Below are 23,096 nucleotides of genomic sequence, written 5' to 3' on the forward strand. Positions count from 1 at the left end.
GCCCCGTGATGAATGCTTGATCGCCGAGCATCTCAATGCGAACATCCCTGAGCATTGTCCCCTTGCGATGAGTTCTACATCTGACGTGAACCAGTGCCTCGAACACCCTTTCGGCTGGCATTTGTCGTACTCTCCAGGCTGAGTTGAATGGACTCGTTCGGCCACTATAGCCAGTGCATTGCTTCCACCAAATAGTTTCCTCCCTCGCCGTCCGCTATACTGCCCTGCATGCTCACCTACCTCCGCTACGCCCTGGCGACGATTTGCCTCGCGCTGAGCGTGGCGTGCTTGGGGCTGTGGGGATGGAGCCTGAGCGGCCAGGATGTTTACGTGTTCCATCTCGCGCCGAACTCGCGTTTGGCTTTCGAGTCGTGCGCTGGGAGCCTCGATGTCACTCGGATCACTGCGCGAGGGTTCCTGGCGGGTTCCGACAACTGGGTGGTAAAGTCCTCGCCGATTTTACCGGAGAGATCGCGAACCCATGCAGCAGATGTTGACGCGGAGGGGCGTTTCGCATTCGGAGAGGGGCATACTCGCTTCCCTCTCTGGTATGCCGCTCTAGTCTTCGCTCTCGCCAGCATCGGCGCGCTCCGTCTTGGCCGGCGCTTCATGCTCCGCTCGGCGATTATCGCTACGACGGTTGTGGCTGGGCTGCTGGGGATGGTTGTGGCGAGGTGAGCGCTTTCCTTTGCCACTCGCCTCGGCTGCGGCTAGAGTGGGCGGCATGGAATGCACTTGCCCATGCTGTGGCTACATCACGATCGAATCGCGGGGGAGTTCCGAGATATGCCCAATCTGTTATTGGGAGGACGATCCAGTTCAATTTGAAAACCCCGACTTTGCGGGTGGACAGAACCCATTCTCGCTAAGGCAGTCGCAGCAGAATTACCTCTCCATCGGTGCGTGCGACGATACGATGCTGGAGAACGTGCGCCCAGCAAACGAAGGTGATCGGCGAGACTTAGCATGGTCGCCGTTACAAGCTCGCATGAAATATCGCCGCTTAATCTTGCCAGGCGCGCTATTCTTTTTGTTCCTTGCCACCATACCTTTCGGCAAGAATCCGATTGGCGTTGCGGTGTTCGTCGCCGCTTTCTTGATTCCCTATTATGTTGTTCGGCACCACGGCTGGCGTTTTTGGCGCCGAAGACGCGAGAACAACCCGGTCGCTGAACAGCAGTGAGACAGTTGATTTTTTCGCTCCGCACGTCGCCAGTGGGTGTAGTAGCGGCTTTGAAATACTTTGATTCCTAGTGACGTCCTCGTCCCGTGCAGCAAACCAACTAGATGAAGAATCTGCTGTTCCAAATTTCGAACCATCACGTTAAGGGAGGGGCGCCGTTCACGATCACAAGCGACCAGCCGCTACGTTACCGCGGATATTTCGAGAACTCTTTAGGCAGGCAATGGGTGCTCGCCGTCGACTTGAGCGGCGAGGTGAAACTGCGCAGCGGCGACATCGATTGGAGTCAAGAAATCATTGTCAGCAACGTCGATGAAACGGTTCGCGACGAGAGCCTGCAGCTAGATGAGGAACTATGGCTGCGCAGTTGTTGGGCGGCGTTATTTCCGGAATGGAAGCGCAGGGACTGATGCAGCGCGATCGAGCCTCCGGCCGGGAAGCGGGGCGGCGGGTGGCATGCCCGTCGCGAAGCGTCTGGATGCTGGGGGATGAGGTGGCGGCCACGCAGGGTTCGCATGCTCATGCCTTGAAGGGCAAGAGCATGGCGCCCAGCAGAGGTAGCTTGATAGCCGTACACTGGCACTTTCCACTGCGTTCGGAGCCAAGGAAGAAGCGTGACGCCCGAACTGCAACGCCGTTGGCAGACCGCTACGGCACCGTTCGACGGCATGGTCGTGGCGACGTGCGACGAACACGAGCTGGGCATCCTACAAGAAATGCTGCTTCTAGCGGGCGGTCGATTACAGGGCGCATTTCCGGACGTTTACGTCAGCGACGATTGGCACGAGCATGGCGGCTTTCTGACGGAGCCGACGCTGATTGCCTGGGAGGAGCTGCTCGAGAGGTTTTCCAGCCCGCTCGCCGTGTACGACAGCCGCCATCGAGATGTGGAGGTGCGGGTCGCGATCTTCCCGAGTTCTTATGAATGGCTGCTGCGGTACTGCATTGAGGATTCAGAGCCCGACTATCGAGACGCGTGCGGCGACTTTGACTTCACTTGCTCGCCGGAATCGCCGGCGCATGGCTTAGTCAGCCAGATTCACGCGAAGTGGCCTGGGTATACCGACGTGATGCCAGCCAAGAAGTTCTTTGACCGTTCTTACGGAGGATAACGGCGGGCGGCATTTGCTCGCGTCGCGTCGTCATGCTGCGGTGCGAGCTGGCGTCGACGCAGGGTTCGCTTGCGCATGCCGCGAGACGTAAGAGCACGGGGCCCGGCGGGAAAGCGGTCGTCTGTGGATGCGTTGCGAGTAGCTTTCGCCCCGCCGCCATCGCTAGAATGCGAACATGAAAGCGAGTTCAGCCTTCACCCTCGCAACAGGCCTTCGATGACGATTGAGCAACGATTGGATGTGTTGGCGCGTTGCGGGCTTCACCTCAAGGAGGAGTTCAGCGTCGCTGATCTCGTCGACGCATGGGGGCGCGAGGCGCTCGATGAAGCTGATTGGGACCTGGCGCTACTCTGCCTCGGTTCGGCGCAAGAGGAGCCTCCATGGACGCCTTACAGCGAAAACGTGTGGCACTTCGACACTGAATGCATCGAAGGCGACGGGTCTTACGTCCGCATCGCGCGCCGCATGGCCGACATGACGCGTGGATCGCTCCCGCTGGCGGACGTTCAGGATCATGTGGACGTCGACGAAGAGACGGCTTGGCTCAGTTTTACGTGCCAAGGAAAGCCGGTGCGCATCGACTGCAAGGTACAAGACGACTGGGTCGATCCCGGGCTCTTCGGTTATTTCGTGATGTTGCTCGGCCGGTGTGATCCGACGAAGGTCTACTTTTACTACGATCTTGGCGGGCAAGATTGCATTCTTGGCTGCGTCGCGGTCTCCGAGTATCGAGAGCTGCAGAAGGTGCTGCCTGCAGTTCAGGAGCTAAGCTAACGTCTGGCGCGGCATCGCCTGGTCGCTGAAGCGACTCAGGCCGAATGGGGCGTGAGTTGGCGTCTACGCAGGGTTCGGCATGCTCATGCCTCGAGGGGCGAGAGCATGCCGCCTGGGCGCATTGCGGATGGCGTTGAGCATGCCGGCTTAGTGCATGATTGGCATTTCGACCCCTTCGGCGACGACGCGGGGCTTCATGTGGAGGGTAATGTGCCATACGCATCCCGTGACGGTGTCGAGGCGGTAGCAGGCGCCCGCTTCAGAGGCGATTTGGAAGCGACCGGACAGTTGGGGGAGGAATGGGGCCATCATCATCGGCTCGGCCGGGGCGCTGGCAACGGCTTCGGGGGGCGCGAGACGCTCGGTGATGATCGAGGCTTCCTGGCCGACGGCGTCACGGCTCCAATCGACGCCCGACGCGGCCCAACCGGCGGCGATGCCAACGAGAACAAGTGCGAGAGGTTTCATGGGGAGGCTCCTTGAAGTGAGAGGACTTGGCGGGAAGTGATTATAGCGTGGCGGGGGGATGGCGTTGGGGTGCTTGCGTGGCGGGTGAGTGTGAGAAAGGCGGGCTTGAGGGAGCGTTAGCCCTTATCCACGGCCCTTCTCCCGTGGGGAGAAGGGGGCTGGTTGGTAAAGAGCGGGGAGCGGGCGACTGGGCCGAACCTGTGGTGCGGTCGCGTCATCCTTATCTTGAGTAGCCTTTGCGAGCTTAGTTTCGGACTATTGAGTTGGTTAACTCGTATTAGCGGAGGGTTTGCTTAGGAGGCGGCGATGCGGCAGTTCATCACACAGGCGTTCATGAAACGAATCGGGCGCGACGGAGCGCTCGCTGAAGCGGCGTCGCGATTGGCGCCGGTGGGGAGTTACGCGCCGCTGCCGAAGTTTTCGACTTGGGAACTGGTATGCGAGGAGGTCGTCGACACCGAGTATTCGTCGGAGTACTACGAACGGGTGCTCGCGGAGCTTTATCGACGCGGGCTGGCGCCGAAGGAAGTGACGGCGATGCGGATGTTCGCCTGGGAGACGGCGGGGTGGTTGAACTTTGAGCGAATGCTTTGGGACTGGTGCTCGCTCAATGAGGCGGATATCGAGTTGGCGATTGTGTGGCAGCTGGAAGGCGGGGAGATTTCAGCGAGGAAAGCGGATAAGATGCGAGAGTATTTGCGGCGGTATGCGAAGAAGGATTGAGAGAGTCCAGGGGGACGTTGCTAGGGCTGGCGATATGGAGGATATTCGGGTGGTTGGCGCGCTGATCAGCCGCACTCTCGGTGGCGATGAGTCAGACTCGGCTTGAGCTCGTTGATGCGATTGAGCGGTTCGAAACTACCTTGGCATCGTAATTTCCGTTAACAAAGGATTGAATTAACGTTCGATCAGTCCTTTTTCATCTGGCGGGCGCTGCGCGGCATGAAGTTGCGGCGTTCTGTTCCCAGATCGCCGAGGCGAATGGCGACGAAGCCTGGCGGTGGCCCATCGGGCCAGAGTCGGCGACGCTTTACCTCGGGTTCTACGACGATCTGCTGCTAGAGGCTTGGGACGAGGATCTCGTCATGCTTGAGGAGGCCTTGGGCGCCCTGCCTTACGTTTCCGTGATGGTGGACGTCTCCGGCCGAATTCCGGGCGAGACCGAGGTGTGGGAGATTTCGCGGCTGGTGCTGAATCAATTTCGAGGCGTGGCTTGCGACCTTAGGTGCGACCACTGCTGGACCTTGGCGGAAATCGAGTCGCATGCGGTGTTCAATGGGCATCGGTTTTTCGTCGACGATTGCTAAATTCGCGGGGCTAGCTATCGACTCGACCGACGCCGGTAGGCAACGGACACCAAGGGCGAGCAATGATGCATCGTTTACCGGAAGGCTGCGATTTGACGCTTGTTGAGGAAGAGTTCTGGCTGCTCTCGAAGCAGACCGGCAACGCTGCCTACGATTTCCCTTTTGATTCTACGTTTGCCTGCCGGCGTCCGTGGGCCTCGCCAGGCGACGTGACTGCGATTGCGCGCGTCGGCGCCCCGGCTGACTACGACGCGCTCTTCGCGGGACTAACATCGTATGGTGTTAAACTGATTAATTCGCCGAGGCAACATCGCAACGGCAGCGAGTTGCCGTAATGGTACCCGTTCGTTGAGGAGTCGACGCCGGAGTCGGCTTGGTTTGATGCGCCGCCGCCGGCGGATGCGTTTGCGGATAGGCTGGGCTGGCCTGTGTTCGTGAAGGGCGCGCGCCAGACCAGCCGCCACGATCCGCAAAAATGCATAGCGCGCAATCCGACGGAGTATGCACGCTTGGTCGAGGACTATCGTCGAGACGGCATTCTGAACTGGCAGCAGTGCGTCGTCCGTGAGTTCGTGCGTTTGCGGAGCGTACCCTGCGACGGCGCCATCAAGATATCGCCTTCATTTGAGTTCCGAACCTTCTGGTGGCGGAAGCAACTCGTCGGCGCCGGGCCATACTGGTCGCAGGCAACGCGATACTCCTGGACTGAACGGGAGCGACAAGAATGCCTCGCCGTTGCGCGGCCGGCTGCAGAGCGTATTGATTGCCCGTTTCTGGTTGTCGACATGGCGCAAACGATCGAAGGCGAGTGGATCGTTATTGAGTGCAACGATGGCCAGGAGAGCGGCTACGCCGGCGTCTCTCCACTGGGAATGTGGCACGAGGTGATTCGACTTGCTAGAAAGGCCGCCGACTAAGCACGCTAGCGGCAGCGGGCGCTGCAAGCGGAATTAGTCACCGCCGAGCGGCTGCAGGAGCTTGCCGAGCCTCTGCATGAGGATTGCTCGCTTGAGCTGGAAATCGCTGAGCCGTGAGGCTGCGTTCGCCGCGTCACCATTAGACCGCCAGCCACGTCGCGTACATGCTGCCCGCGCCACCAGCTCTTCTCCCTCGCGAAAAGGGGGCGAAGGCGGGCGGCGTGAGCCTCGCACCGGCAATAAAGGCTAGTAAAATAATCCTTATCGATTATCAACTCAATTAAAAAAGGAGGCCGTCATTGACGACGGCCTCCCTTGCATGGTTGCGGTACGGTCACTCGCCGCCGGCGGTCATGTTCTTAATCTGCTTCTCCAGCGATTCGAGACTCCAGTCGCCCGGCGTCTGGCTGGGGGGGAATTCTCTCATGCTGACGAGAAACTCGCTGGCCACCGCTTGGAGGGGCACCAGGACGTACGCCCGGTCGAGCATCCAGTCGTGATACGTGTTTGAGTTGTGTTGCGATTTCTCGAACGGATCGCGCCGCAAATTGAAAAGCAACGGCAGACGCAAGTGGGTGAGCGGCTCGCGCCAGATTTGCAGTTGCTCGGCCCGTTGTTCGAGGTAAATCGCCTTCCAGTCGCCCACGCGGATCGCCATCACGGCGCCGTCGTCGCCCACATAGATGAACTCCTTGCGGGGCGAGTCCTTCGCCTTGCCGCTGAGGTAGTCGAGCTGGTTGTAGCCGTCGAGGTGGTTCTTGTAGGTGCGTCCGTTGAGTTCGACGCCCCCCTTGAGCAGCTTTTCCTTGATATTCGGGGCCCCTGCGGCGGCGGCGAACGTGGGCAGCCAATCTTCGTGCGCCACAATGCCGTTCAACGTCTCTCCGGCAGGGAAATGGTTCGGCCAGCGAACGAAGCACGGAACGCGGAAGCCCCCTTCCCAGTTGGAATTCTTTTCGCTGCGGAAAGGCGTCGTGCCGGCGTCGGGCCACGTGTTGTAGTGGGGGCCGTTGTCGGTTGAGTACTGCACGATCGTGTTGTCGGCGAGGCCCAGCTCATCGATCAGCTTGAGCAGTTCGCCCACGTGGAGGTCGTGTTCGACCATGCCATCGCTGTACTCGTCGGAGTTGGGACCAGCCAGATTCTTGTGCTCGGGCTTCACGTGCGTGCGGAAATGCATCCGCGTACCGTTCCACCAGCAGAAGAAGGGCTTGCCAGCCTTCGCCTGGCGAGTGATGAACTCCTTTGCAGCAGCGACAGTTTCGTCGTCGATCGTTTCCATCCGCTTCTTGGTCAGCGCACCGAGACTCTCGACGGTCTGGCCGCCCTTGCCGTCCGCCTTCGACTTGATAATGCCGCGCGGGCCGAACTGCTCGAGAAACGTTTTGCCATTGGGCAACTTCATGTCGCGGGGATAGTCGCGATTCTCCGGTTCTTCCTCGGCGTTGAGGTGGTACAGGCTGCCGAGGAACTCGTCGAAGCCGTGCATCGTCGGCAGGTGTTCGTCGCGGTCGCCTTGGTGGTTCTTGCCGAACTGGCCGGTGGCGTAGCCTTGGCTCTTGAGAACCGTGGCCATCGTCACGTCGGATTTCTGCCAGCCCTCTTTCGCGCCCGGCATGCCGACTTTGGTCATGCCCGATCGTACGGGGACGCTGCCGCTGATGAAGGCGGCGCGGCCGGCGGTGCACGACTGTTGCGCGTAGTAGTCGGTGAACGCGAGGCCTTCGCTAGCCAAGCGATCGATGTTGGGGGTTTTGTAGCCCATCATGCCGCGACTGTTGTGGCTGATGTTCCAAGTGCCGATATCGTCGCCCCAGATGACGAGGATGTTCGGCTTTTTGGCGGCCGCGTCTTGCGCAGATGCCTGCTGGCTGGCGACGAGATGGCCGCAGAGAATGGCGGCGGCGATCAAGCAACGATATGGACTGGTCATATCGCGGCTCCTTTCGATCAGAGGGGTGAGAGTAGAGGGAGTTACAGCGCGTAGTGCTTCCCATTAAGGGTGGCCTACTCCGATCGAAGAAGCAATGAGAATCCTGTACTTTGTGGGGGATAGCCCTCATGCACGGGCAATTGTGCAGAGCGGGGCCGCTAAGCGATTTGGCCGTAGCAGGCTAGTAACGAACGCCGACGCCGACGTTGGAGAAGAAGTTGGCCGCGTCGTCGCCGAGGCCCCAGCCGACGCGAACGCCGACTTCAAAGTCGGGCGTGATGAGGTAATGGACGCCGGGGCTGACGTACGACTGACTGAGTTCCTCGGCGCGGCCGTCGGTGTAGATGCCGAAGTATTCGAGGTGAGCGTTCCACTGCCCGTCGATGTTGCATTTGAGCACCGTCGAGGGCGCCCAGCGGTCGAACGATTCGCCCATGGCGCCGGCGTCGCTATACCTGATGGCTGAATCCAACAGCAAGACGCGGTCGACGTCCCACCCCCAGGCATATGTCCCGATGAAGTGGGTGGCCGATTCGTTTCCACTGGTCGGAGTGGCGGCTTGCAAAATGGCGACGCTGCGTGGCATCCAGCCATTTTGCTCGGAGAGCGCCGCCTTCATGCCGTAGATCACTTTCGCTTCGGCTTCGACTTCGGCGGACTCAAAATCGTCGTCGCCGCCGCCCGCGCCGCCGGAGATCGCGTTCGACGCTCCGCCGACTTCGTAGTTTGAGCCGAGGCGAATTTCAAGCCACTCCGTGACGCCGTAGCGCGTGATCAGTTCGGGGAAGCTGTGCGTCTCGGGGACCGAGCGATTGTCGATGAACGAGTACCCTGATTCGATGATCACCCGACCAGCGCCGGCGGTGGTCGTCGCCGGCGTGAATGAATCGCGGTCGGTCTCAAGCGGAAGTTCTTCGCCATCTTGCGCTAATGCCACCGACGACGCCGCGAGGCTCAGGAGTGCGGCCAGCAGCAGCGGAAGAAAGTGACGCATCAAGAACACGCTTCGACTAGATGGCTGCGGGCGCCGGTGGGAGGAACCTACAGGCAGCCACGCCTATCCAATCGGGTTCCTGCCTACCAATGCCCGCGGTGATGACCGTGATAATGATAGTGATATCCCCAACTCGGGCCAGAGTAATAATGGATCACCGGAGCTGGTTCTACGTACACCACTGGGCGCGGGGCGATCACCCCAGCCGGGGCCGCGGCGACGTACGCGGGAGCGTAGCCGCTGGGGGCTGACGATTGAGCCGCCATGACGACGCGATCGCTCACGCCGCTTTGCTTGAGCGCGATCAGGCCGTTGGGGCTGAGATCGAGTCGGCTGCCGCGGCTGCGCATGGTGCTAATGATGAGGTCTTCGCTCACGCCGGCGCGGGTCATTTCGACGAGGTCGAAACTGGTGACCGCTTGGGCGGCGACTTGTGCGTTCGCTTGATTGGCGACGGCGACTCCTGTGGCCGTCGCGCGGCGATCGGCTTGGTCGACCGAGTTGCCGATAAGTCCGCCGGTAAGCGCTCCGACGCCGGCGCCGATGAGAGCGCCTTCGCCGCGCTGGTCGCGGCCGCCGATGAGCGCTCCGGTCACGGCGCCGAGTCCGCCGCCCACGACGGCGCCGCCGACGGTGTCGTTGCGGTAGTAGCTTGGCGCCGGTTGATAATAGTATTGCTGAGCGACAGCCGGCGTGGCGGCAGCGATCGCGGCGAGGCCGCCGCCGAGGTGGAGCAAGCCGAGCAGCGTGCGCGCAGTGCGACGATGCGACGCTAGGCGGGCGAGTGGTGCGAAAGTCATTGCGGTCTAGCCATCACGGGGTGGGCGGCGATTCCGTGCGAGTGGAACGCCGCTAGAGTGATGTATCGACCATTGGCCGGGGCCACAACATCAAGTGGAGCCGCGGCGGCGCCGTCGATGCTAGCTGCTGTCGCGTAGGCAGCGAGAAGGAGGCTATTTCTTCGCCTCGCTCGCAGCCGGCGGGACGGCCGGCAGGAACTTGAACGCCGGCGTCGGCTTGAACTCGTCGGCCGCGTCGCCAGAGAAAATCGCACCGTCGTTGACGGTCAGCTTCTTCACCGGCGCCCCTACCTTGAGATCAAGGTCAGCCAGGTCGACCCAAAAAATGCTTGGGCTGCTGGTCGATTCGAAAAAGTAGCGGCGGTTCTTGTGGTCGGAGAGGGTGCGCCACAGCGTCGACGAAATGTTCGGTTGTCCCGGCGTCGAGATGCCGAGCGGCACCGAAACGTTGCGGATGACGCTGAACGCGCTCGCGATCGCTTCTTCAATTTTGTCGGTTTGCGGAACGGCGTTGATGTAGAACGAAGCCCGCACGAAGCGGTCGGAAGCGCGGTTCGTGCCCGGCAGCATCGTCGTGCCGCCGATTTGTTGCCAGTAGGCGTCGAGCGCGAGTTGCTGTGAGTAGATCGGCGAGTTGGTCATCACCTGGTACTCGCGGCCGTGGTGGATGACGAGCTGGCCGTCGACGTACTCGAAGATCGCCGAGTCGCCGGTCGGGTCGGAGATGGCAAGGTGGACCGTGCCGGCGTGCCCATCGGGCGTTTCGACCGGGACGACGTAGAACTCTTCTTTGCTGAGGGCCTCGACTGCTTCGGCGACCGTCGAATAGTTGTCGAGCACGTATTGCGCCCACGCGGAGATCGACATCGTGCGGCGCGGGTCGTTGGGCTTGGGCGTTGGGTACTCGGATTCGGCGAGGTAGAGCAGGTTCGTCACGAGGCCTTGCTCGTTCATGCCGTCGCAGGTGGCGGCGTCGAAGGCGGAGCCAATGACGCTGCCGTACTTGGAGGTCCACTTCATCGAGTTGGCACCGGCGGCGCCGTCGCGAGCGATGCCGCGGGGCATCACCCACAGGTTCGTGCCGATGTTGCTCACCCAGTCCATGCTGCGAACGGTGATGATTGTGTGGTTCGGGCCGAGGTAGACGGCCCGTGAGCAGGCGTCGAGTCGCGTCACCGCGAGGAATCCGCCGGCGATGAGTAAGGTCGCCAACAGGCTGACAGAGAATCGTGAGCGCATCGTCACCTCGCAGTGCAAACGGAAGTCGCCGAGACATGAGAGCGTCGGCGTTCGTCATTACTATAGGTTTCGATGCGAGGGCGGTTTTCCGCTGCGATCGGCGCTGCGTGTAGAACGGGCAATTCGCGCCGCACCGTTCGCCGCAATTGCGGTCGATCATGCGGGAATTGTGGACTTTGCCGATCGTAGCAAGCTATACTTGCCGCGGGCGCCGATGGTCGATTTCGCCGAGCTGAAGCCCGCGCGAATCGCTTTTCTGCACAACGAACATCTTCGGAGGCTACGATGAACGCTCTCGCGTGGCGTGCGTGTCTGTTGTTGGCGGCGGCGAGCGTCGCCCAGGTTCAAGCGGCCGATGAGAAGCCGAACATTCTGGTTATTTTCGGCGACGACATCGGCATCGCCAACGTCAGCGCCTACAGCGACGGCGTCATGGGCTACGAGACGCCGAACATCGATCGCTTGGCGAACGAGGGGCTGCGGTTCCTCCATTACTACGGCGAGCAATCGTGCACCGCCGGCCGCGCGGCGTTTCTCACCGGCCAGCATGGATTGCGTTCAGGACTGACGAAAGTCGGCTTCCCAGGCGCTCCGATGGGAATGAATCAGCTCGATCCCAGCATTGGCGGGTTGCTGAAGAATCTCGGCTACGCGACCGGCCAGTTCGGCAAGAACCATGTCGGCGATCGCAATGAATCGCTGCCGACGGTGAACGGCTTTGACGAGTTCTTCGGCAACCTCTACCACCTCAACGCCGAGGAAGAGCCAGAGTTGCCCGACTACCCGAAGGATCCGGCGTACCTGAAGAAGTACGGCCCGCGCGGCGTGCTGAAGTGCACGGCGACCGACGTCGACGATCCGACCGTTGACCCCCGGTTCGGCAAGATTGGTAAGCAGAAGATCGAAGACACCGGCGCCCTCACGAAGAAGCGGATGGAGACGATCGACGACGAAACTTCGGCGGCGGCGATCGACTACATGAAGCGGCAACACGACGCAGGCAAGCCGTTCTTCTGCTGGTTCAACTCGACGCGGATGCACTTGCGGACCCATGTGCGGCCCGAGCATCGCGGCCGCTACACGCATGGCGACAGCGAGTACGTCGACGGCATGATCGAGCATGACGAGACGATCGGCTCGATCCTCAAGGCGCTCGATGACATGGGGATCGCCGACAACACGATCGTCGTTTACTCAAGCGACAACGGCCCCCACATGAACACCTGGCCTGACGGGGCGATGACGCCGTTTCGTTCGGAGAAGAATACTAACTGGGAGGGGGCCTTCCGCGTGCCGTGCCTGGTGCGGTGGCCAGGGAAGATCAAGCCGGGAACCATCACCAACGAGCTGATGAGTCACAACGACTGGGCGCCGACGCTCTGCTCGATCGCGGGCGAGCCGGCGATCGTCGACAAGCTGAAGCAAGGCTACAAGGCCAACGGCAAGGATTATAAGGTTCACCTCGACGGGCACGATCAGTCGAAGTTCCTCACGTCGGTCGAGGGTACGGCGGGCAAGAACAACGGCGCCAAGAGCGCCCGCAACGATTTCTTCTACAGCGACGATGACGGCGAACTCGTCGGCTATCGGCAAGGCGACTACAAGTACGTCTTCGAAGAACAACGCTCGCCCGGCACGATGCAAGTCTGGGCCGAGCCGTTCACAAAGCTGCGGCTGCAGAAGATCTTTAATTTGTTCCAAGACCCCTACGAACGGGCCGACATCACGTCGAACACGTTCTGGGACTGGCAGATGAATCACGTCCAAATGATGTATGGCGTGATGAACGACGTCTTCGTGTTTGCGGAGACGTTCGAAGAATTCCCGCCGCGCTCGACGCCGCCCAGCTTCAATCCGGCGACGATCCTTGACGAGACGCTGCGGGAGATCAAAGCGAAGAAGAAGATTGAAGCGGCGTTTCCGATGTTGAAGGAAGGGGAAGCGCCTCAGAAGTAATCGCGAGGTCATGCGCAACGACCAAGGGCTGCTTCAGCAGTCCTTGGTCGTTGCTGCGTTTCTTAGCGACTCTGCAGCCATCACCCCGGGCTCGTCCCTTGTCACTGCGCCGGAGAACCGTCATGTTCCAGCGACTTCGTCGTGCGTTGAAACTCTCGTGCCTCCTTTCGATCTGTTTGGCGAGCGTCGCGGACGTTGCGCTCGCGGCCGAACCAACGCCCGCGGTGCTCCCGCGACCCGACTTCCATTTCCCCGGCAATGTCGGCCGCACTTACCTTGATTCCGATCCCGCCCAATTCCCGCAGCCCGTAAAAGCGCCAAAGGGGGCGCCGAACGTCGTGCTCATCTTGCTCGACGACGCCGGCTTTGGGCAGTTCAACACGTTCGGCGGCGGCGTCCCCTCGCCGACGATGGATCGACTGGCGAAGGAAGGGTTGCGATTCAATCGCTTCCACACCACCGCGCTTTGCAGCCCGACGCGGGCGGCGCTGATCACCGGCCGCAACCATCACTCGGCGGCGTTCGCGGGAATCACCGAACTCGCCACCGGCTACGACGGCTACACCTGCATCTTGCCGCGCAGCTGCGGCACGGTGGGCGAGGTGCTGCGGCAGAATGGCTACAACACGGCGTGGATCGGCAAGAATCACAACACGCCGACGTGGGAACTGAGCGACGCGGGGCCGTTCGATCGTTGGGCGAATGGGCTGGGGTTCGACTATTTCTATGGGTTCAACGCCGGCGACATGAACCATTGGAACCCGGTGCTGTACGAGAATCGCAATCTCGTGCCAGCATCGGAGGATCCGAACTATCATCTCACCGAAGACCTGGCCGACCACTCGATTGCGTGGCTGCGCAAGGCAAAAAGCATCTCGCCCGACAAGCCGTTTTTCCTCTACGTGGCGCCGGGGGCGACGCATGCGCCGCACCAGGCGCCCAAAGATTGGATCGCGAAGTTTAAGGGGAAGTTCGATAACGGCTGGGATGAGTACCGCAAGGAAACGTTCGCGCGGCAGAAGAAGCTTGGCGTCATCCCGGCGAATGCGGAACTGACGGCGCGGCCCGACGGCCTGCCGGCGTGGGAGTCGCTCAACGCCGATCAGAAGCGGCTCTACGCGCGGATGATGGAAGTCTTTTGCGCCTACGGCGCTCACTGCGATCACGAGATGGGCCGCATCGTCGAAGCGATAAAAGCCCTGCCCGACGCCGACAACACGGTGATCATCTACATCGCCGGCGACAATGGTTCGAGCGCCGAGGGAGGCATCGAAGGCTCGCTCAGCGAAAACATGTTCTTCAACGGATTTGCGGAAAAGTGGCAAGACAACATCAAGGCAATCGACGAACTCGGCGGGCCGAAGCATTTCAATCACTTCCCGAGCGCCTGGGCCCACGCGATGAACACGCCGTTTCAGTGGACGAAGCAGGTGGCGTCCCACTTCGGCGGGACGCGCAATCCGATGATCATCTCGTGGCCAGCGAAAATTAAGGATCAGGGAGGGCTGCGTTCGCAGTTCATTCATACGATCGACGTCGTGCCGACCATCTACGAGGTCTGTGGCATCACGGCGCCGACGGAGCTGAACGGCATCGAGCAGAAGCCAATCGAAGGCATGAGCTTTGCCGCGGCGTTCGACGACGCGAAGGCGAAGGAGCAACGCACGACTCAGTATTTTGAAATGGCGCTCAATCGCGGCATCTACCACGAGGGATGGATGGCGTCGGCCGTATCGTTCCCGCCGTGGCAAGCGACCCGCGAGGGATTTGATCCCGACAAGCAGAAGTGGGAACTCTATCACGTTGACGAAGATTTCTCACAGGCCGAGGATCTGGCCGCGAAGGAGCCGGCAAAGCTCCGCGAGTTGCAAGACCTGTGGTGGGTCGAGGCGGCCGAGCACAATGTGCTGCCGCTCGATTGGCGCGGCACGATTCGGATGAACGCCGAGGCGATGGGACGCCCCAGCCTGGTGCGGGGACGCAACCACATCACTTATTACCCGGGAACGGTCGGCCTGCCCGACGCCGCTTCGCCGCCGATGCTGAACAAGTCTTGGAAGGTGACGGCGAAGATCGACGTGCCCGAAAAGGCCGAGGGAATGATCGTCACGCAAGGCGGACTCGAAGGGGGCTATGGCCTTTATCTGAAAGAGGGCAAGCCGACGTTCGTCTACAACTTCCTCGCCGGCGATCGGACGGCGCTCGCGGCCGACGAACCGTTACCGAAAGGGAAGGCGACGCTGGTCGCTGAGTTCAAGTACGACGGCAAGCCGAACCCGCAGAACTACGCCGACATGGGCCAGGGGGGCACGGTCACGCTGTCAGTCAACGGAAAGAAGATCGCCGAAGGTCGCTTGGAGCGGACGATTCCGATTCAGATGTCGATCAGCGAGGGCCTCGACGTCGGCATGGACGTCGGCTCCGCGGTTTCCTTCGACTACAAGCCGCCGTTTGCGTTCAACGGCGAGATTGAAAGCGTGACGGTTGATCTTGAGTAGGCCGTGGAGTGTTCCGTGAATGCGTCCATGGAGTTGGCGTCGCCACCGGAGCGACAGTCGGCAAATAGTAACATCGGGGAGGTCGGTTTGATGCGTCACTTACGATCCAGCGATGCGCGAAACACGTTGGCTAGTCGCTTGGCGCGAACGTTCATCCGCTGCCAATGGTGCTTCGCATTGTTGGGGACGACTCTGATTGACGTACGTGCGGACCAAGTGCCCCCGCCCGAATCCGCCGCCGAGGTTCCCGGTACTCCGGCCGGCACCGTGATGACGAAGGAATACGTCGAGACGGTCGGCCGAATGGCCTACCTCTGGGGCTGGCCGTTGGTGAACAACTACAACCGCTCGGAGGCGATCAAAAATCTTCCCGAGCCGGGGCGAATGGGCGGCATCGTGCCGGTCTCTCCGCCGGGGCAGATTTCGATGCTGACCGATTACATCGACGCCGAAGAGCGGTTCGTCACCTGCCCCAACCAGGACACAGTCTACGGCGCGGGCTACCAGCGTTTGAACTCCAAGCCCGTCATCTTGCAGGTGCCTGATTTCGGCGATCGATTCTGGACGTACCAACTGTGCGACGCTCGTACCAACGCCTTCTGCAACATGGGCCAGCAGAATGGTACGAAGCCTGGGTTCTATTTGATCGTCGGCCCCGAATGGCAGGGCAAGAAACCAGACGGCGTGACGGAGGTCTATCGTTCGTCGACAGACTTAGCCGTGATTTTTCCTCGCGTCTTCCAGAGCGACGATCCCGCCGATAAGGCGGCGATCCAGCCGCTGCTCAGCCAGATTGTCGTCTACCCGCTCAGCGAGTTCGACGGCACGATGAAGACGAAGGATTGGCACAAGACGCCGGCATTCCCGTCGCCCGCCGGAGCAGGCTCGGGCGAAACGAAGTGGGTAATCCCCGAGAAGTTCTTCGATGAACTTCCGCAAGTCATGAAGGAGATCCCGCCGCTGCCGGGCGAGGAATCGCTCTACGCCCAATTCCAAGCGGTGCTCGATGCGGCGGCGAAGGATCCGAAGATCAAAGCGATCCTCACGCAGACGGCGATCGACGCGGAAGAGTCGCTCATCAAACCGCTGTTTGAATTTCACAACAATGGCCGACCGGTGGGGAATGGTTGGAATTCTCCTTCCAACGGCGCGGCGTGGGGCGTTGACTACCTCTCGCGTGCGGCCACGGCGCGGTCGAACATGTACGACAACGCGCCGAGCACCACGCGGTATATTTACGCCGATTACGATTCGACCGGAGCGCGGCTGAATAGCGCGAATAAGTACACGGTGACGTTCCCGAAGGGCCAAACGCCGCCGGTGAGCGGCTTCTGGTCGCTCACCGTCTACAACGACAAGCACCTCTTCTCGCCCAACGCGCTCAATCGCTATTCGCTGGGAACCAAGAACGCGAAGACGCTGAAAGAAAATGCCGATGGATCGCTAACGCTCTATGTGCAGAGCGAGTCGCCGGGCGCTGAGCACGAAGCGAACTGGCTGCCGACGCCGAAAGACGCCGACTTTTCGCTGTTCATTCGGGCGTACTGGCCGCAACTGGCGGTGCTCGACGGTTCGTGGACGCCGCCGAAGATCGAACTGCAGAAGTGAGAGCTATCGCCCACTAATCTAGCGTCACACGTCGCGCGGCAAATCGGACGCACAGCGCAGGGCACCCGACGCGCAAATGCCGTTAGCGATACCGCGCCAACCAATGGGCGTAGGCCGCCGGCAGCGTCGACCACGCGGCGTACTCCATGCCGAGTTCCTTCGCGGCGCGGTACGGCCAGTGGGGATTGGCCAGGAAGGGGCGGCCGAGCGTCACGAGGTCGATCTTCTCCTCGCGGACCAGCGCGTCGGCTTCTTTCGGATCGGAGACGTACCAACTCGTTGTCGTGGGCAGACCCGTCGCGCGGCGCACGCGTGCGGCGACGTCGCCCATGAAGTTGGCGCCCCAGGGAATCTTCGCTTCCGGCGTATTAAAACCGATCGAAACGTCGACCGAATCCAGCCCTTCGCGCTGCATCTGTTGCAACAGCGCGATGCTCTCGCCAAGCATCGCCTCGTCGTCGCCGTGGAATTCTATGCAGCCGAGTCGTACCTGCAGCGGCCGGTTCTCCGGCCAGACTTTGCGCACGGCGGTGAAGGTTTCCAGCAAGTAACGCGCACGATTCTCGGCGCTCCCGCCGTAGCGATCGGTGCGGTGGTTGGAGATCGGCGAGAAGAAATTCTGCGCGAGGTAACCGTGAGCCATGTGGAGTTGCAGCCAGTCGAAGCCGACGTCGCGGGCTCGCACGGCGGTGGCGACGGTGTCGGCCTGCACGCGAGCAATGTCTTCGAGCGTCATCTCGCGCGGCGCCCGCATCATGCCGGGGCTGCCGAACGCGAGCGCCGACGGAGCGATCGCTTCCCACGAGTTCGGCTCGCCGAGCGGAATCTGATCGTCCCCTTCCCACGGACGATTCGTCGCCGCTTTGCGGCCAGCGTGCGCGATTTGAATACCCGCCGCCGCGCCCCACTGCTTCACGCTACTGACGATCGGCGCGAATAGTTCGGCCTGCCGGTCGTTCCACAATCCAGAATCGGCCCACGTGATGCGGCCTTCCGGCGAGACGGCCGTCGCTTCGACGATCACCAGGCCGGCGCCGCCACGGGCGAACGACGGGTAATGAACGCGGTGCCAATCGTTCATCTCGCCATCGTGAGCCATGTACTGGCACATCGGCGACACGACCGTGCGATTGCGGAGCGTAACGCCCTTCAGTTGAAACGTTTCAAAAATGCCGGCCATCGGCGCCCTTCATGTGAGTTCGGGATTTCTCACCCCAGCAAAAGATCTCGCGTACCGGGTGATCGTAGAATGTAGCGACCGCTCAGGCTAGCCGCCGTTGCATTCGCAACATGCAGCCGGCGGCGATTAGCGCCAGCATCATCGCTGCGGGCTCGGGAACTGCAACGGCTGCCAGCGCGGCATTGCCGCCCCCCGCCTGTCGTTGCCAATCTAAAAAGTCGGCGCCGTCGACGATGCCGTCCCCGTTGGCGTCGCCCTGTTCGGGGAGCGTGCTGCCGGGATTGCCAAACCCTTGCTTCCAAATGGCGAGGTCGGCCGCGTCGACGACGCCGTTGCCGTCGAAGTCGGCGCTGACCGCCGCTTGCGTGAGGATCGAATGCCATGCCCGCAGGTCGTCAATGATTGGCTGCCCCGCGGCGTCGAGGGCTCCGTTCATCGCGCCATCGATGTCGGCGACGTAGAGTTCAAAGAACCTAGTACGATACGCGTTGTAAGCGAGTTCGATGCCGGTGGCCGGGTTGCGGCTGTCAAGTTGTGCGTCACGCTCCGGGCGGTGGACAAGCCACGAGTCGAGCGTCTGGATCATTGAGGGGCCGCCGAGGTTCGACCAATCGAGCAGATTGTTGCCGGCGCCCATGCCGTTCGGTTGCGGCAGCGGGCCGTCGTCGGAAAGGTTCTCGATGAAGAACGCGAGGCCCGGCTGGCCGGGGCCGTTGTAGAGGGGGGCGAGCCGCGCGATCAGTTGCTCGTCGACCGGCAAGCCGGGCTGGCTATCGTTGAACGCGAAGAAGGCGAGGAAGTTTTGATCGTGCGGAAACGCCGCGGCTGCTGTGGCGACTCCCGCTGCAACGCTATCGACGTAACGCTGTTGGGTGTAGTCGGGATGCGCGCGAATGGCGCCGTTGAGATCGCGGACGCCGAAGTTCAGCCCGACCGGCGCCGCGTCGATCGAGCGGAGCGTCGGATCGTCCCGCAGCGCGTGCGTGGAACCGCCGGCCGTGACGACGTAGTCGCCGAGCGCTGAATATAGCGCCGCATGTCGCGACTGGGCGAAGGCGTCCCACGGCACGGGGTTCAGCCCGCCGCGATGATCGGTGTACTTGGCCGCTGCGCCGTCGAGGACGTACTGCGGCTCTTCGCCGGTGAAAATCTCAAGACTCAACCCTTGGTTGAGGGGCGCCAGCAGATTGACGGCCTCGTTGATGACGTTGAAGTTGTAAACGCCCGGCGACGTTTCGAGGTCGTTCCAAAACAGCCGCAGCGTGTAGCCCGAGACGAAATCGTAGTCGCGGATGTTCCCCAGCCGATCGTCTTGCGGCGTGTTGGGATTGTTCACCGCGGTGCTGAGAATGTAGATGCCGTTGGGATCTTCGGCGGCTATCGCTGGCGAACAAGCCGCAGCGAACGGGGCAAGCGAAACGGCGAGAGCGCGTAGTCGGCGTGACAGCATGGTGGTTTCTTCGAGTGGCGCCGCCTGACGCGATTTTGGCTGCCAGTGGAACTGAGCAGCCGATAACAGTGTAACCCTCGACTCGCGCACAGGTGCGTCGCGGCCTGGGGAAAGTGGCAGAATTGTCGCCTCGCGCGCGACGGAGGCAACCCCCTGTCCTTCAAATAGCGGCGAACCGAATCAGCCGCTGACCGACTCAGCCAACTGCTCCAGCTTAAGCGCCGTATTCCAATTTCGCCCCGTGCCGCGCGCCGCCAACCGCGTCTCGATCAGCTTATTTGTGAGCTTCGAACGGCCGATGCCGTCGGGGTAGACGATGAAAAGTTCTCGGCCGACTGCCGCGACGAACTCGCGGCCATGGATCGCGGTTTGGAGATCTTCCACCTGCTGTTTCGTCGGCGCCTTTTTCAACGGCATGATGAGCAGATGGCTTGGATCGTTCGCCGCCTCTTTGGCGAATGGATTGGCTGCGATCGCGTGGCGCCACTCCTCGGCCGTACGCACGAAGACGTCGGTCGTCAGCTCGAATCGCTCGGCGAGGGCCTGCTCAAGCTTGGCTTCAAGCTTGTCGCAGGTCGACTTCGCCGTTTGGAACACGACGTTGCCTGTCTGGAGCAGCGTCTGCGGGGCGTCGACGCCCAGGTCGACGAGCATCGCCTTGAGGTCGGCCATGGCAATCTTGGAATTGCCGCCGACATTGATGGCGCGGAGGAGAGCGATGTACGTCTGCATGTTGGTCACTCTCAGAATGGGGCGGAACCAGCGCTGCTTCAACTTAGCGAGTTCGAGGCGCCTTATGCACCCGCTGTGAACGGAAGCGATAGGCGACGAGCACGCCCCCGACCGCGACCAGCCAGGACGCTGGTTCGGGGATCGCGGAGACCGAGGCGACAGGGGTTGCGTTTCGCTGCCACAGCAAAAAATCGGCGCCATCGACGGCGCCGTCGTTGTTTGCATCCCCCTGACTGCGCGTGGCGGCCTCGCCGACGCCGAAGCTGAGTTTCCAGAGTTCCAAATCGCCGGCGTCGACGAGTCCGTCGGCATTGAAATCGCCCGGCGTGCCGTCGAGGAGTGCATGAGCGCGTGCGGCGAGAATCGTGTGGACCGCCGTCGTGGGATGAAGGTCGTCCCAAAATAAATATTGGTTGGCGTTCGGGGCGATGAGCGCCGTGTTGTAGCTGCTATCGCCGGGCGAGAGACCTGGCGCTGCGGCATTCGTGACGTTCACGAGTCCAAACTTCGCCGGCGTCGCGATCGCCTCCGCGAAGAGGCCGGCGACGTCGAGGCGGAAGAACGCCAGCCCTGCAGCGTCATCACTCAAGTCGAGCAGCGACGCGTCCATCGTGGCGTTGAACTGCGATGTGCGGGCGTTGTAGGTCGCCGCCGTCGTCGCGTTGCCGTTGAAGCGGGGCGTACCGCCGAGGAGCGGTAGGTTCGGCACGAGAAAGTTGCGGGCGCCGGCGGTGATCAGACGTGAAATGTCGGCGGTCAGCTTTGCGGCGGGTGGCGCCACGTTAGTTTTGCCGCCGATGAAATCGTTCGCGCCAGCGAAGACGACATACAGCGCCGCCGGATCGACGGTGCGCTGGTTGAGGTACTGCGTCACCTGCTCGTCGATGTCGCGGATGAAGGCTCCCTCGATGCCGCCAGTGCCGGTCGTTTGGGCGCCGCCGTACGCAAAGTTGTCGCCGCCGGCTGTACTGCGCGTGACGGCAGGGAGACCAAGGCTGGCTGCGAGCGTCTCGACCCAGACCGGGCCGTTCGAAAATCGGTTGTTCGTGTAGTATTTTCCGGGATAAATGCCGAAGGAGGAGCTGGCGACGTTGCCAACGTCGGAGAGGCTGTCGCCGAAGATGATGAGCTTGCTATAGAGGGCGGCGTCGGCCCTCGCGCTGGCGATGAGTAACGCAGCGGCAAACGCGATGAGGGCGAGGGAGCGTTGCGGAAAGCTAGTCACGGGCTGCTCCGGGCGCTCATGCTTCCGGCCATAGGGAGCGAACGAATATCTGCATCACCCTTCGCGGGTGATGCTCAGCACCAACCCCGCCAGTTGCGGGTTGGTCGCCAGCGAGTTGCCCGTGTGGACCGAGGGCCGACCTTGCCAATCGGAGTAGTAGCCCCCTGCCCCTTCGATAATCGGTTGCAACGCTGCGGCGTCCCACAGGTTCATGATCGGGTCGATCATCACGTCGGCCCGGCCGGTGGCGATCAGCATGTAGCCGTAGGCGTCGCCCCAAGTGCGGGTGAGGCGGCAGGCCTTTTCGAGCTGGTTGTAGACGCCGCGGGAACCTTTTTCGCCCACTTCGTCGAACGTCTTCAGTTCGGTGGTGAGGAAGGTCGCTTCGGCCAGGCGCTCGGTGCCGGAGACCCGCGCCTCGACGGCCCGACCGTCGCCGTTCTCGTACATGCTCTGTCCACCCGCGGCGGCGTAGACGATTTCTTTCGTCGCCGGGGAATAGATGACGCCGACGAGCGGTTGATTGTCCTTCAGCACGGCGACGAGTGTCGTATACAGCGGAACCCCGCTGATGAAGCTCTTCGTCCCGTCGATCGGGTCGAGCACCCATTGGTAAGCGGAGGTTCCCGCCTTCTCGCCGAATTCTTCGCCTAGGATCGCATCGTCGGGGAACTGGGCCGAAATCTGCTCGCGGAGGAGCGATTCGGCGGCCCGGTCGGCGGCGGTCACTGGCGAGCCGTCACCCTTCCGCTCAACGGCGAGGGCCGACTGGCGGAACCACTGGAGCGTGGCGGTCCCGGCGGCCCGGGCGGCGGAAACGGCCAAATCGAGGCGGGATTGGGTGGCGGGATCGGCGGGAGAAGTGGAGCTCATGCTGAGCAAACTACCAAAGAAGTCGGGGAACTAGCTAGCCAATGTAGCACGGTTCGGCACTGCCGGTGAGGTTTTTGGCCGGGCCGGCGGCGACGAAACGCAGTCATTTCGGTTGGAGCGTGCGGCGGCCCGCTGTTGCAGGCGACAGTCGTCTCCGCGGAGGCCGGTCTGAACGCCCAGCCGACTCCTGAGTGGCGTTGTGGGAGACTAGCGAGCCGGGGTAGACTGTGCGGCCACGGCGGCGATTGTAGCGGTTATGCGGGCCGTGGAGTAACTTAAGGCAGGGCAACAGGATCGGTTGATTTTTTCTTGAACCTGGGAGCGGCCCATTTAGAATGAACAGGAGTTCATTCGCCTCTTCCAGAAGCGCGGCCGCGAGGTCGCCAGCGCTGGAGGATGGAACCGTGGGCAAGTCGTATCGAGGGGTCGGACTGGCAGTTGTGATCGCGGCGGCGGGGTTGGTGTGGTCGGCACAGGCTCAACAGCCGGCGTCGATGCCCAGCTTCGGCGGCGCCGGGCAACTGATCACTTACCTGATTCCCTCGACCGACGCCAAACCGACGGCGTTGACGATTGTGGAACCGGCGACGAAGAGGATTGTCGTCTACCACATCGACAAAACGTCGGGAGAGATCACGCTGAAAAGCGCACGGAACATCAGCGGCGATCTTGGACTCGACTATTGGAACAGCGGAAGCCCCCTGCCGTCGGAGATCATGCAGGGGATCGAGCGGAAGCAGTAGCCTCCGTTCGAGAGAACAGACAGATCACTTTTCACGCGGACTGCAGCAATGGAGTCGCGCCGCGCGAGAACCCTCGAACCCCCCATGGGGGCCCGAGCTAACGC

23 protein-coding genes are annotated in these 23,096 nt (G+C 61.8%); 13 read left to right on the top strand and 10 right to left on the bottom strand.

The window, feature by feature from the left end; all coding sequences use genetic code 11:
* Nucleotides 1-228 precede the first annotated feature (228 nt).
* From ACQY7R_RS01195 to ACQY7R_RS01215, 5 genes are all read left to right on the top strand, one after another.
* The gene (locus ACQY7R_RS01195; RefSeq protein ID WP_428303772.1) at nt 229-678 is read left to right on the top strand and encodes a hypothetical protein; all 450 of its coding nucleotides are present in this window, start codon (nt 229-231) and stop codon (nt 676-678) included.
* A gap of 46 nt (nt 679-724) precedes the next feature.
* Entirely contained in the window at nt 725-1,183 is a 459-nt protein-coding gene (locus ACQY7R_RS01200; protein ID WP_428303773.1) for a CPCC family cysteine-rich protein, read from the top strand.
* Nucleotides 1,184-1,287: 104 nt separating this feature from the next.
* On the top strand, nt 1,288-1,593 hold the full coding sequence (locus ACQY7R_RS01205; protein WP_428303774.1) for a hypothetical protein: 306 nt from the start codon (nt 1,288-1,290) through the stop codon (nt 1,591-1,593).
* Between the two features lie 204 nt (nt 1,594-1,797).
* Entirely contained in the window at nt 1,798-2,295 is a 498-nt protein-coding gene (locus ACQY7R_RS01210; protein WP_428303775.1) for a hypothetical protein, read from the top strand.
* A gap of 216 nt (nt 2,296-2,511) precedes the next feature.
* The gene (locus tag ACQY7R_RS01215; protein ID WP_428303776.1) at nt 2,512-3,069 is read left to right on the top strand and encodes a hypothetical protein; all 558 of its coding nucleotides are present in this window, start codon (nt 2,512-2,514) and stop codon (nt 3,067-3,069) included.
* 147 nt (nt 3,070-3,216) lie between these two features.
* Here the strand turns inward: ACQY7R_RS01215 and ACQY7R_RS01220 are convergent, their stop codons facing one another.
* Nucleotides 3,217-3,537 (bottom strand): hypothetical protein, encoded by a 321-nt coding sequence (locus tag ACQY7R_RS01220; protein WP_428303777.1) that lies wholly within the window; start codon nt 3,535-3,537, stop codon nt 3,217-3,219.
* A 306-nt stretch (nt 3,538-3,843) separates the two neighbouring features.
* Here ACQY7R_RS01220 and ACQY7R_RS01225 point away from each other — a divergent pair, with 306 nt between their 5' ends.
* From ACQY7R_RS01225 to ACQY7R_RS01240, 4 genes are all read left to right on the top strand, one after another.
* Nucleotides 3,844-4,260: a hypothetical protein gene (locus ACQY7R_RS01225; protein ID WP_428303778.1), complete on the top strand. Its 417-nt coding sequence runs from the start codon at nt 3,844-3,846 to the stop codon at nt 4,258-4,260.
* A 362-nt stretch (nt 4,261-4,622) separates the two neighbouring features.
* Nucleotides 4,623-4,844 carry a hypothetical protein gene (locus ACQY7R_RS01230; protein WP_428303779.1) on the top strand — a complete coding sequence of 74 codons (222 nt, stop codon included), beginning with the start codon at nt 4,623-4,625 and terminating at the stop codon, nt 4,842-4,844.
* Between the two features lie 65 nt (nt 4,845-4,909).
* Complete coding sequence (locus tag ACQY7R_RS01235; RefSeq protein ID WP_428303780.1) at nt 4,910-5,179, top strand: hypothetical protein; 270 nt, start codon at nt 4,910-4,912, stop codon at nt 5,177-5,179.
* A 93-nt stretch (nt 5,180-5,272) separates the two neighbouring features.
* A complete protein-coding gene (locus ACQY7R_RS01240; RefSeq protein WP_428303781.1) occupies nt 5,273-5,761 on the top strand; it encodes an ATP-grasp domain-containing protein in 489 nt (162 codons plus the stop codon).
* Between the two features lie 334 nt (nt 5,762-6,095).
* Here ACQY7R_RS01240 and ACQY7R_RS01245 read toward each other — a convergent pair whose 3' ends face one another.
* From ACQY7R_RS01245 to ACQY7R_RS01260, 4 genes are all read right to left on the bottom strand, one after another.
* A complete protein-coding gene (locus tag ACQY7R_RS01245; RefSeq protein ID WP_428303782.1) occupies nt 6,096-7,694 on the bottom strand; it encodes an arylsulfatase in 1,599 nt (532 codons plus the stop codon).
* Between the two features lie 181 nt (nt 7,695-7,875).
* The gene (locus ACQY7R_RS01250; RefSeq protein WP_428303783.1) at nt 7,876-8,688 is read right to left on the bottom strand and encodes a transporter; all 813 of its coding nucleotides are present in this window, start codon (nt 8,686-8,688) and stop codon (nt 7,876-7,878) included.
* Nucleotides 8,689-8,771: 83 nt separating this feature from the next.
* A complete protein-coding gene (locus tag ACQY7R_RS01255; protein WP_428303784.1) occupies nt 8,772-9,488 on the bottom strand; it encodes a YMGG-like glycine zipper-containing protein in 717 nt (238 codons plus the stop codon).
* A gap of 153 nt (nt 9,489-9,641) precedes the next feature.
* On the bottom strand, nt 9,642-10,727 hold the full coding sequence (locus tag ACQY7R_RS01260) for a linear amide C-N hydrolase (RefSeq protein WP_428303785.1): 1,086 nt from the start codon (nt 10,725-10,727) through the stop codon (nt 9,642-9,644).
* Between the two features lie 285 nt (nt 10,728-11,012).
* Between ACQY7R_RS01260 and ACQY7R_RS01265 the strand changes: the two genes are divergently transcribed.
* From ACQY7R_RS01265 to ACQY7R_RS01275, 3 genes are all read left to right on the top strand, one after another.
* The gene (locus tag ACQY7R_RS01265) at nt 11,013-12,683 is read left to right on the top strand and encodes an arylsulfatase (RefSeq protein ID WP_428303786.1); all 1,671 of its coding nucleotides are present in this window, start codon (nt 11,013-11,015) and stop codon (nt 12,681-12,683) included.
* A gap of 122 nt (nt 12,684-12,805) precedes the next feature.
* Nucleotides 12,806-15,181 carry an arylsulfatase gene (locus tag ACQY7R_RS01270; protein ID WP_428303787.1) on the top strand — a complete coding sequence of 792 codons (2,376 nt, stop codon included), beginning with the start codon at nt 12,806-12,808 and terminating at the stop codon, nt 15,179-15,181.
* Nucleotides 15,182-15,397: 216 nt separating this feature from the next.
* Nucleotides 15,398-16,789 (top strand): DUF1254 domain-containing protein, encoded by a 1,392-nt coding sequence (locus ACQY7R_RS01275; protein ID WP_428303788.1) that lies wholly within the window; start codon nt 15,398-15,400, stop codon nt 16,787-16,789.
* A gap of 82 nt (nt 16,790-16,871) precedes the next feature.
* Here the strand turns inward: ACQY7R_RS01275 and ACQY7R_RS01280 are convergent, their stop codons facing one another.
* From ACQY7R_RS01280 to hisN, 5 genes are all read right to left on the bottom strand, one after another.
* Entirely contained in the window at nt 16,872-17,969 is a 1,098-nt protein-coding gene (locus tag ACQY7R_RS01280) for an NADH:flavin oxidoreductase/NADH oxidase (protein WP_428303789.1), read from the bottom strand.
* A gap of 82 nt (nt 17,970-18,051) precedes the next feature.
* A complete protein-coding gene (locus ACQY7R_RS01285) occupies nt 18,052-19,419 on the bottom strand; it encodes a dockerin type I domain-containing protein (protein WP_428303790.1) in 1,368 nt (455 codons plus the stop codon).
* A gap of 180 nt (nt 19,420-19,599) precedes the next feature.
* Nucleotides 19,600-20,151, bottom strand: a complete 552-nt coding sequence (locus ACQY7R_RS01290; protein WP_428303791.1) for a DUF1697 domain-containing protein — start codon at nt 20,149-20,151, stop codon at nt 19,600-19,602.
* Between the two features lie 43 nt (nt 20,152-20,194).
* Nucleotides 20,195-21,376 carry an SGNH/GDSL hydrolase family protein gene (locus tag ACQY7R_RS01295; RefSeq protein WP_428303792.1) on the bottom strand — a complete coding sequence of 394 codons (1,182 nt, stop codon included), beginning with the start codon at nt 21,374-21,376 and terminating at the stop codon, nt 20,195-20,197.
* A 54-nt stretch (nt 21,377-21,430) separates the two neighbouring features.
* A complete protein-coding gene (hisN, locus tag ACQY7R_RS01300) occupies nt 21,431-22,249 on the bottom strand; it encodes a histidinol-phosphatase (protein ID WP_428303793.1) in 819 nt (272 codons plus the stop codon).
* Nucleotides 22,250-22,653: 404 nt separating this feature from the next.
* Here hisN and ACQY7R_RS01305 point away from each other — a divergent pair, with 404 nt between their 5' ends.
* Complete coding sequence (locus ACQY7R_RS01305) at nt 22,654-22,992, top strand: hypothetical protein (RefSeq protein ID WP_428303794.1); 339 nt, start codon at nt 22,654-22,656, stop codon at nt 22,990-22,992.
* The last annotated feature ends 104 nt before the right edge of the window (nt 22,993-23,096 follow it).

It is taken from the genome of Lacipirellula sp., from assembly GCF_965279485.1.
Lineage (GTDB): Bacteria > Planctomycetota > Planctomycetia > Pirellulales > Lacipirellulaceae > Lacipirellula.

What these genes read in the sequence shown, in the direction of transcription:
- ACQY7R_RS01195 (WP_428303772.1), top strand. Translation starts at nt 229, where the DNA reads ATGCTCACCTACCTCCGCTACGCCCTGGCGACGATTTGCCTCGCGCTG.
- ACQY7R_RS01200 (WP_428303773.1), top strand. Translation starts at nt 725, where the DNA reads ATGGAATGCACTTGCCCATGCTGTGGCTACATCACGATCGAATCGCGG.
- ACQY7R_RS01205 (WP_428303774.1), top strand. Translation starts at nt 1,288, where the DNA reads ATGAAGAATCTGCTGTTCCAAATTTCGAACCATCACGTTAAGGGAGGG.
- ACQY7R_RS01215 (WP_428303776.1), top strand. Translation starts at nt 2,512, where the DNA reads ATGACGATTGAGCAACGATTGGATGTGTTGGCGCGTTGCGGGCTTCAC.
- ACQY7R_RS01220 (WP_428303777.1), bottom strand. Translation starts at nt 3,537, where the DNA reads ATGAAACCTCTCGCACTTGTTCTCGTTGGCATCGCCGCCGGTTGGGCC.
- ACQY7R_RS01225 (WP_428303778.1), top strand. Translation starts at nt 3,844, where the DNA reads ATGCGGCAGTTCATCACACAGGCGTTCATGAAACGAATCGGGCGCGAC.
- ACQY7R_RS01230 (WP_428303779.1), top strand. Translation starts at nt 4,623, where the DNA reads ATGCTTGAGGAGGCCTTGGGCGCCCTGCCTTACGTTTCCGTGATGGTG.
- ACQY7R_RS01235 (WP_428303780.1), top strand. Translation starts at nt 4,910, where the DNA reads ATGCATCGTTTACCGGAAGGCTGCGATTTGACGCTTGTTGAGGAAGAG.
- ACQY7R_RS01245 (WP_428303782.1), bottom strand. Translation starts at nt 7,694, where the DNA reads ATGACCAGTCCATATCGTTGCTTGATCGCCGCCGCCATTCTCTGCGGC.
- ACQY7R_RS01250 (WP_428303783.1), bottom strand. Translation starts at nt 8,688, where the DNA reads ATGCGTCACTTTCTTCCGCTGCTGCTGGCCGCACTCCTGAGCCTCGCG.
- ACQY7R_RS01255 (WP_428303784.1), bottom strand. Translation starts at nt 9,488, where the DNA reads ATGACTTTCGCACCACTCGCCCGCCTAGCGTCGCATCGTCGCACTGCG.
- ACQY7R_RS01260 (WP_428303785.1), bottom strand. Translation starts at nt 10,727, where the DNA reads ATGCGCTCACGATTCTCTGTCAGCCTGTTGGCGACCTTACTCATCGCC.
- ACQY7R_RS01265 (WP_428303786.1), top strand. Translation starts at nt 11,013, where the DNA reads ATGAACGCTCTCGCGTGGCGTGCGTGTCTGTTGTTGGCGGCGGCGAGC.
- ACQY7R_RS01270 (WP_428303787.1), top strand. Translation starts at nt 12,806, where the DNA reads ATGTTCCAGCGACTTCGTCGTGCGTTGAAACTCTCGTGCCTCCTTTCG.
- ACQY7R_RS01280 (WP_428303789.1), bottom strand. Translation starts at nt 17,969, where the DNA reads ATGGCCGGCATTTTTGAAACGTTTCAACTGAAGGGCGTTACGCTCCGC.
- ACQY7R_RS01285 (WP_428303790.1), bottom strand. Translation starts at nt 19,419, where the DNA reads ATGCTGTCACGCCGACTACGCGCTCTCGCCGTTTCGCTTGCCCCGTTC.
- ACQY7R_RS01290 (WP_428303791.1), bottom strand. Translation starts at nt 20,151, where the DNA reads ATGCAGACGTACATCGCTCTCCTCCGCGCCATCAATGTCGGCGGCAAT.
- hisN (WP_428303793.1), bottom strand. Translation starts at nt 22,249, where the DNA reads ATGAGCTCCACTTCTCCCGCCGATCCCGCCACCCAATCCCGCCTCGAT.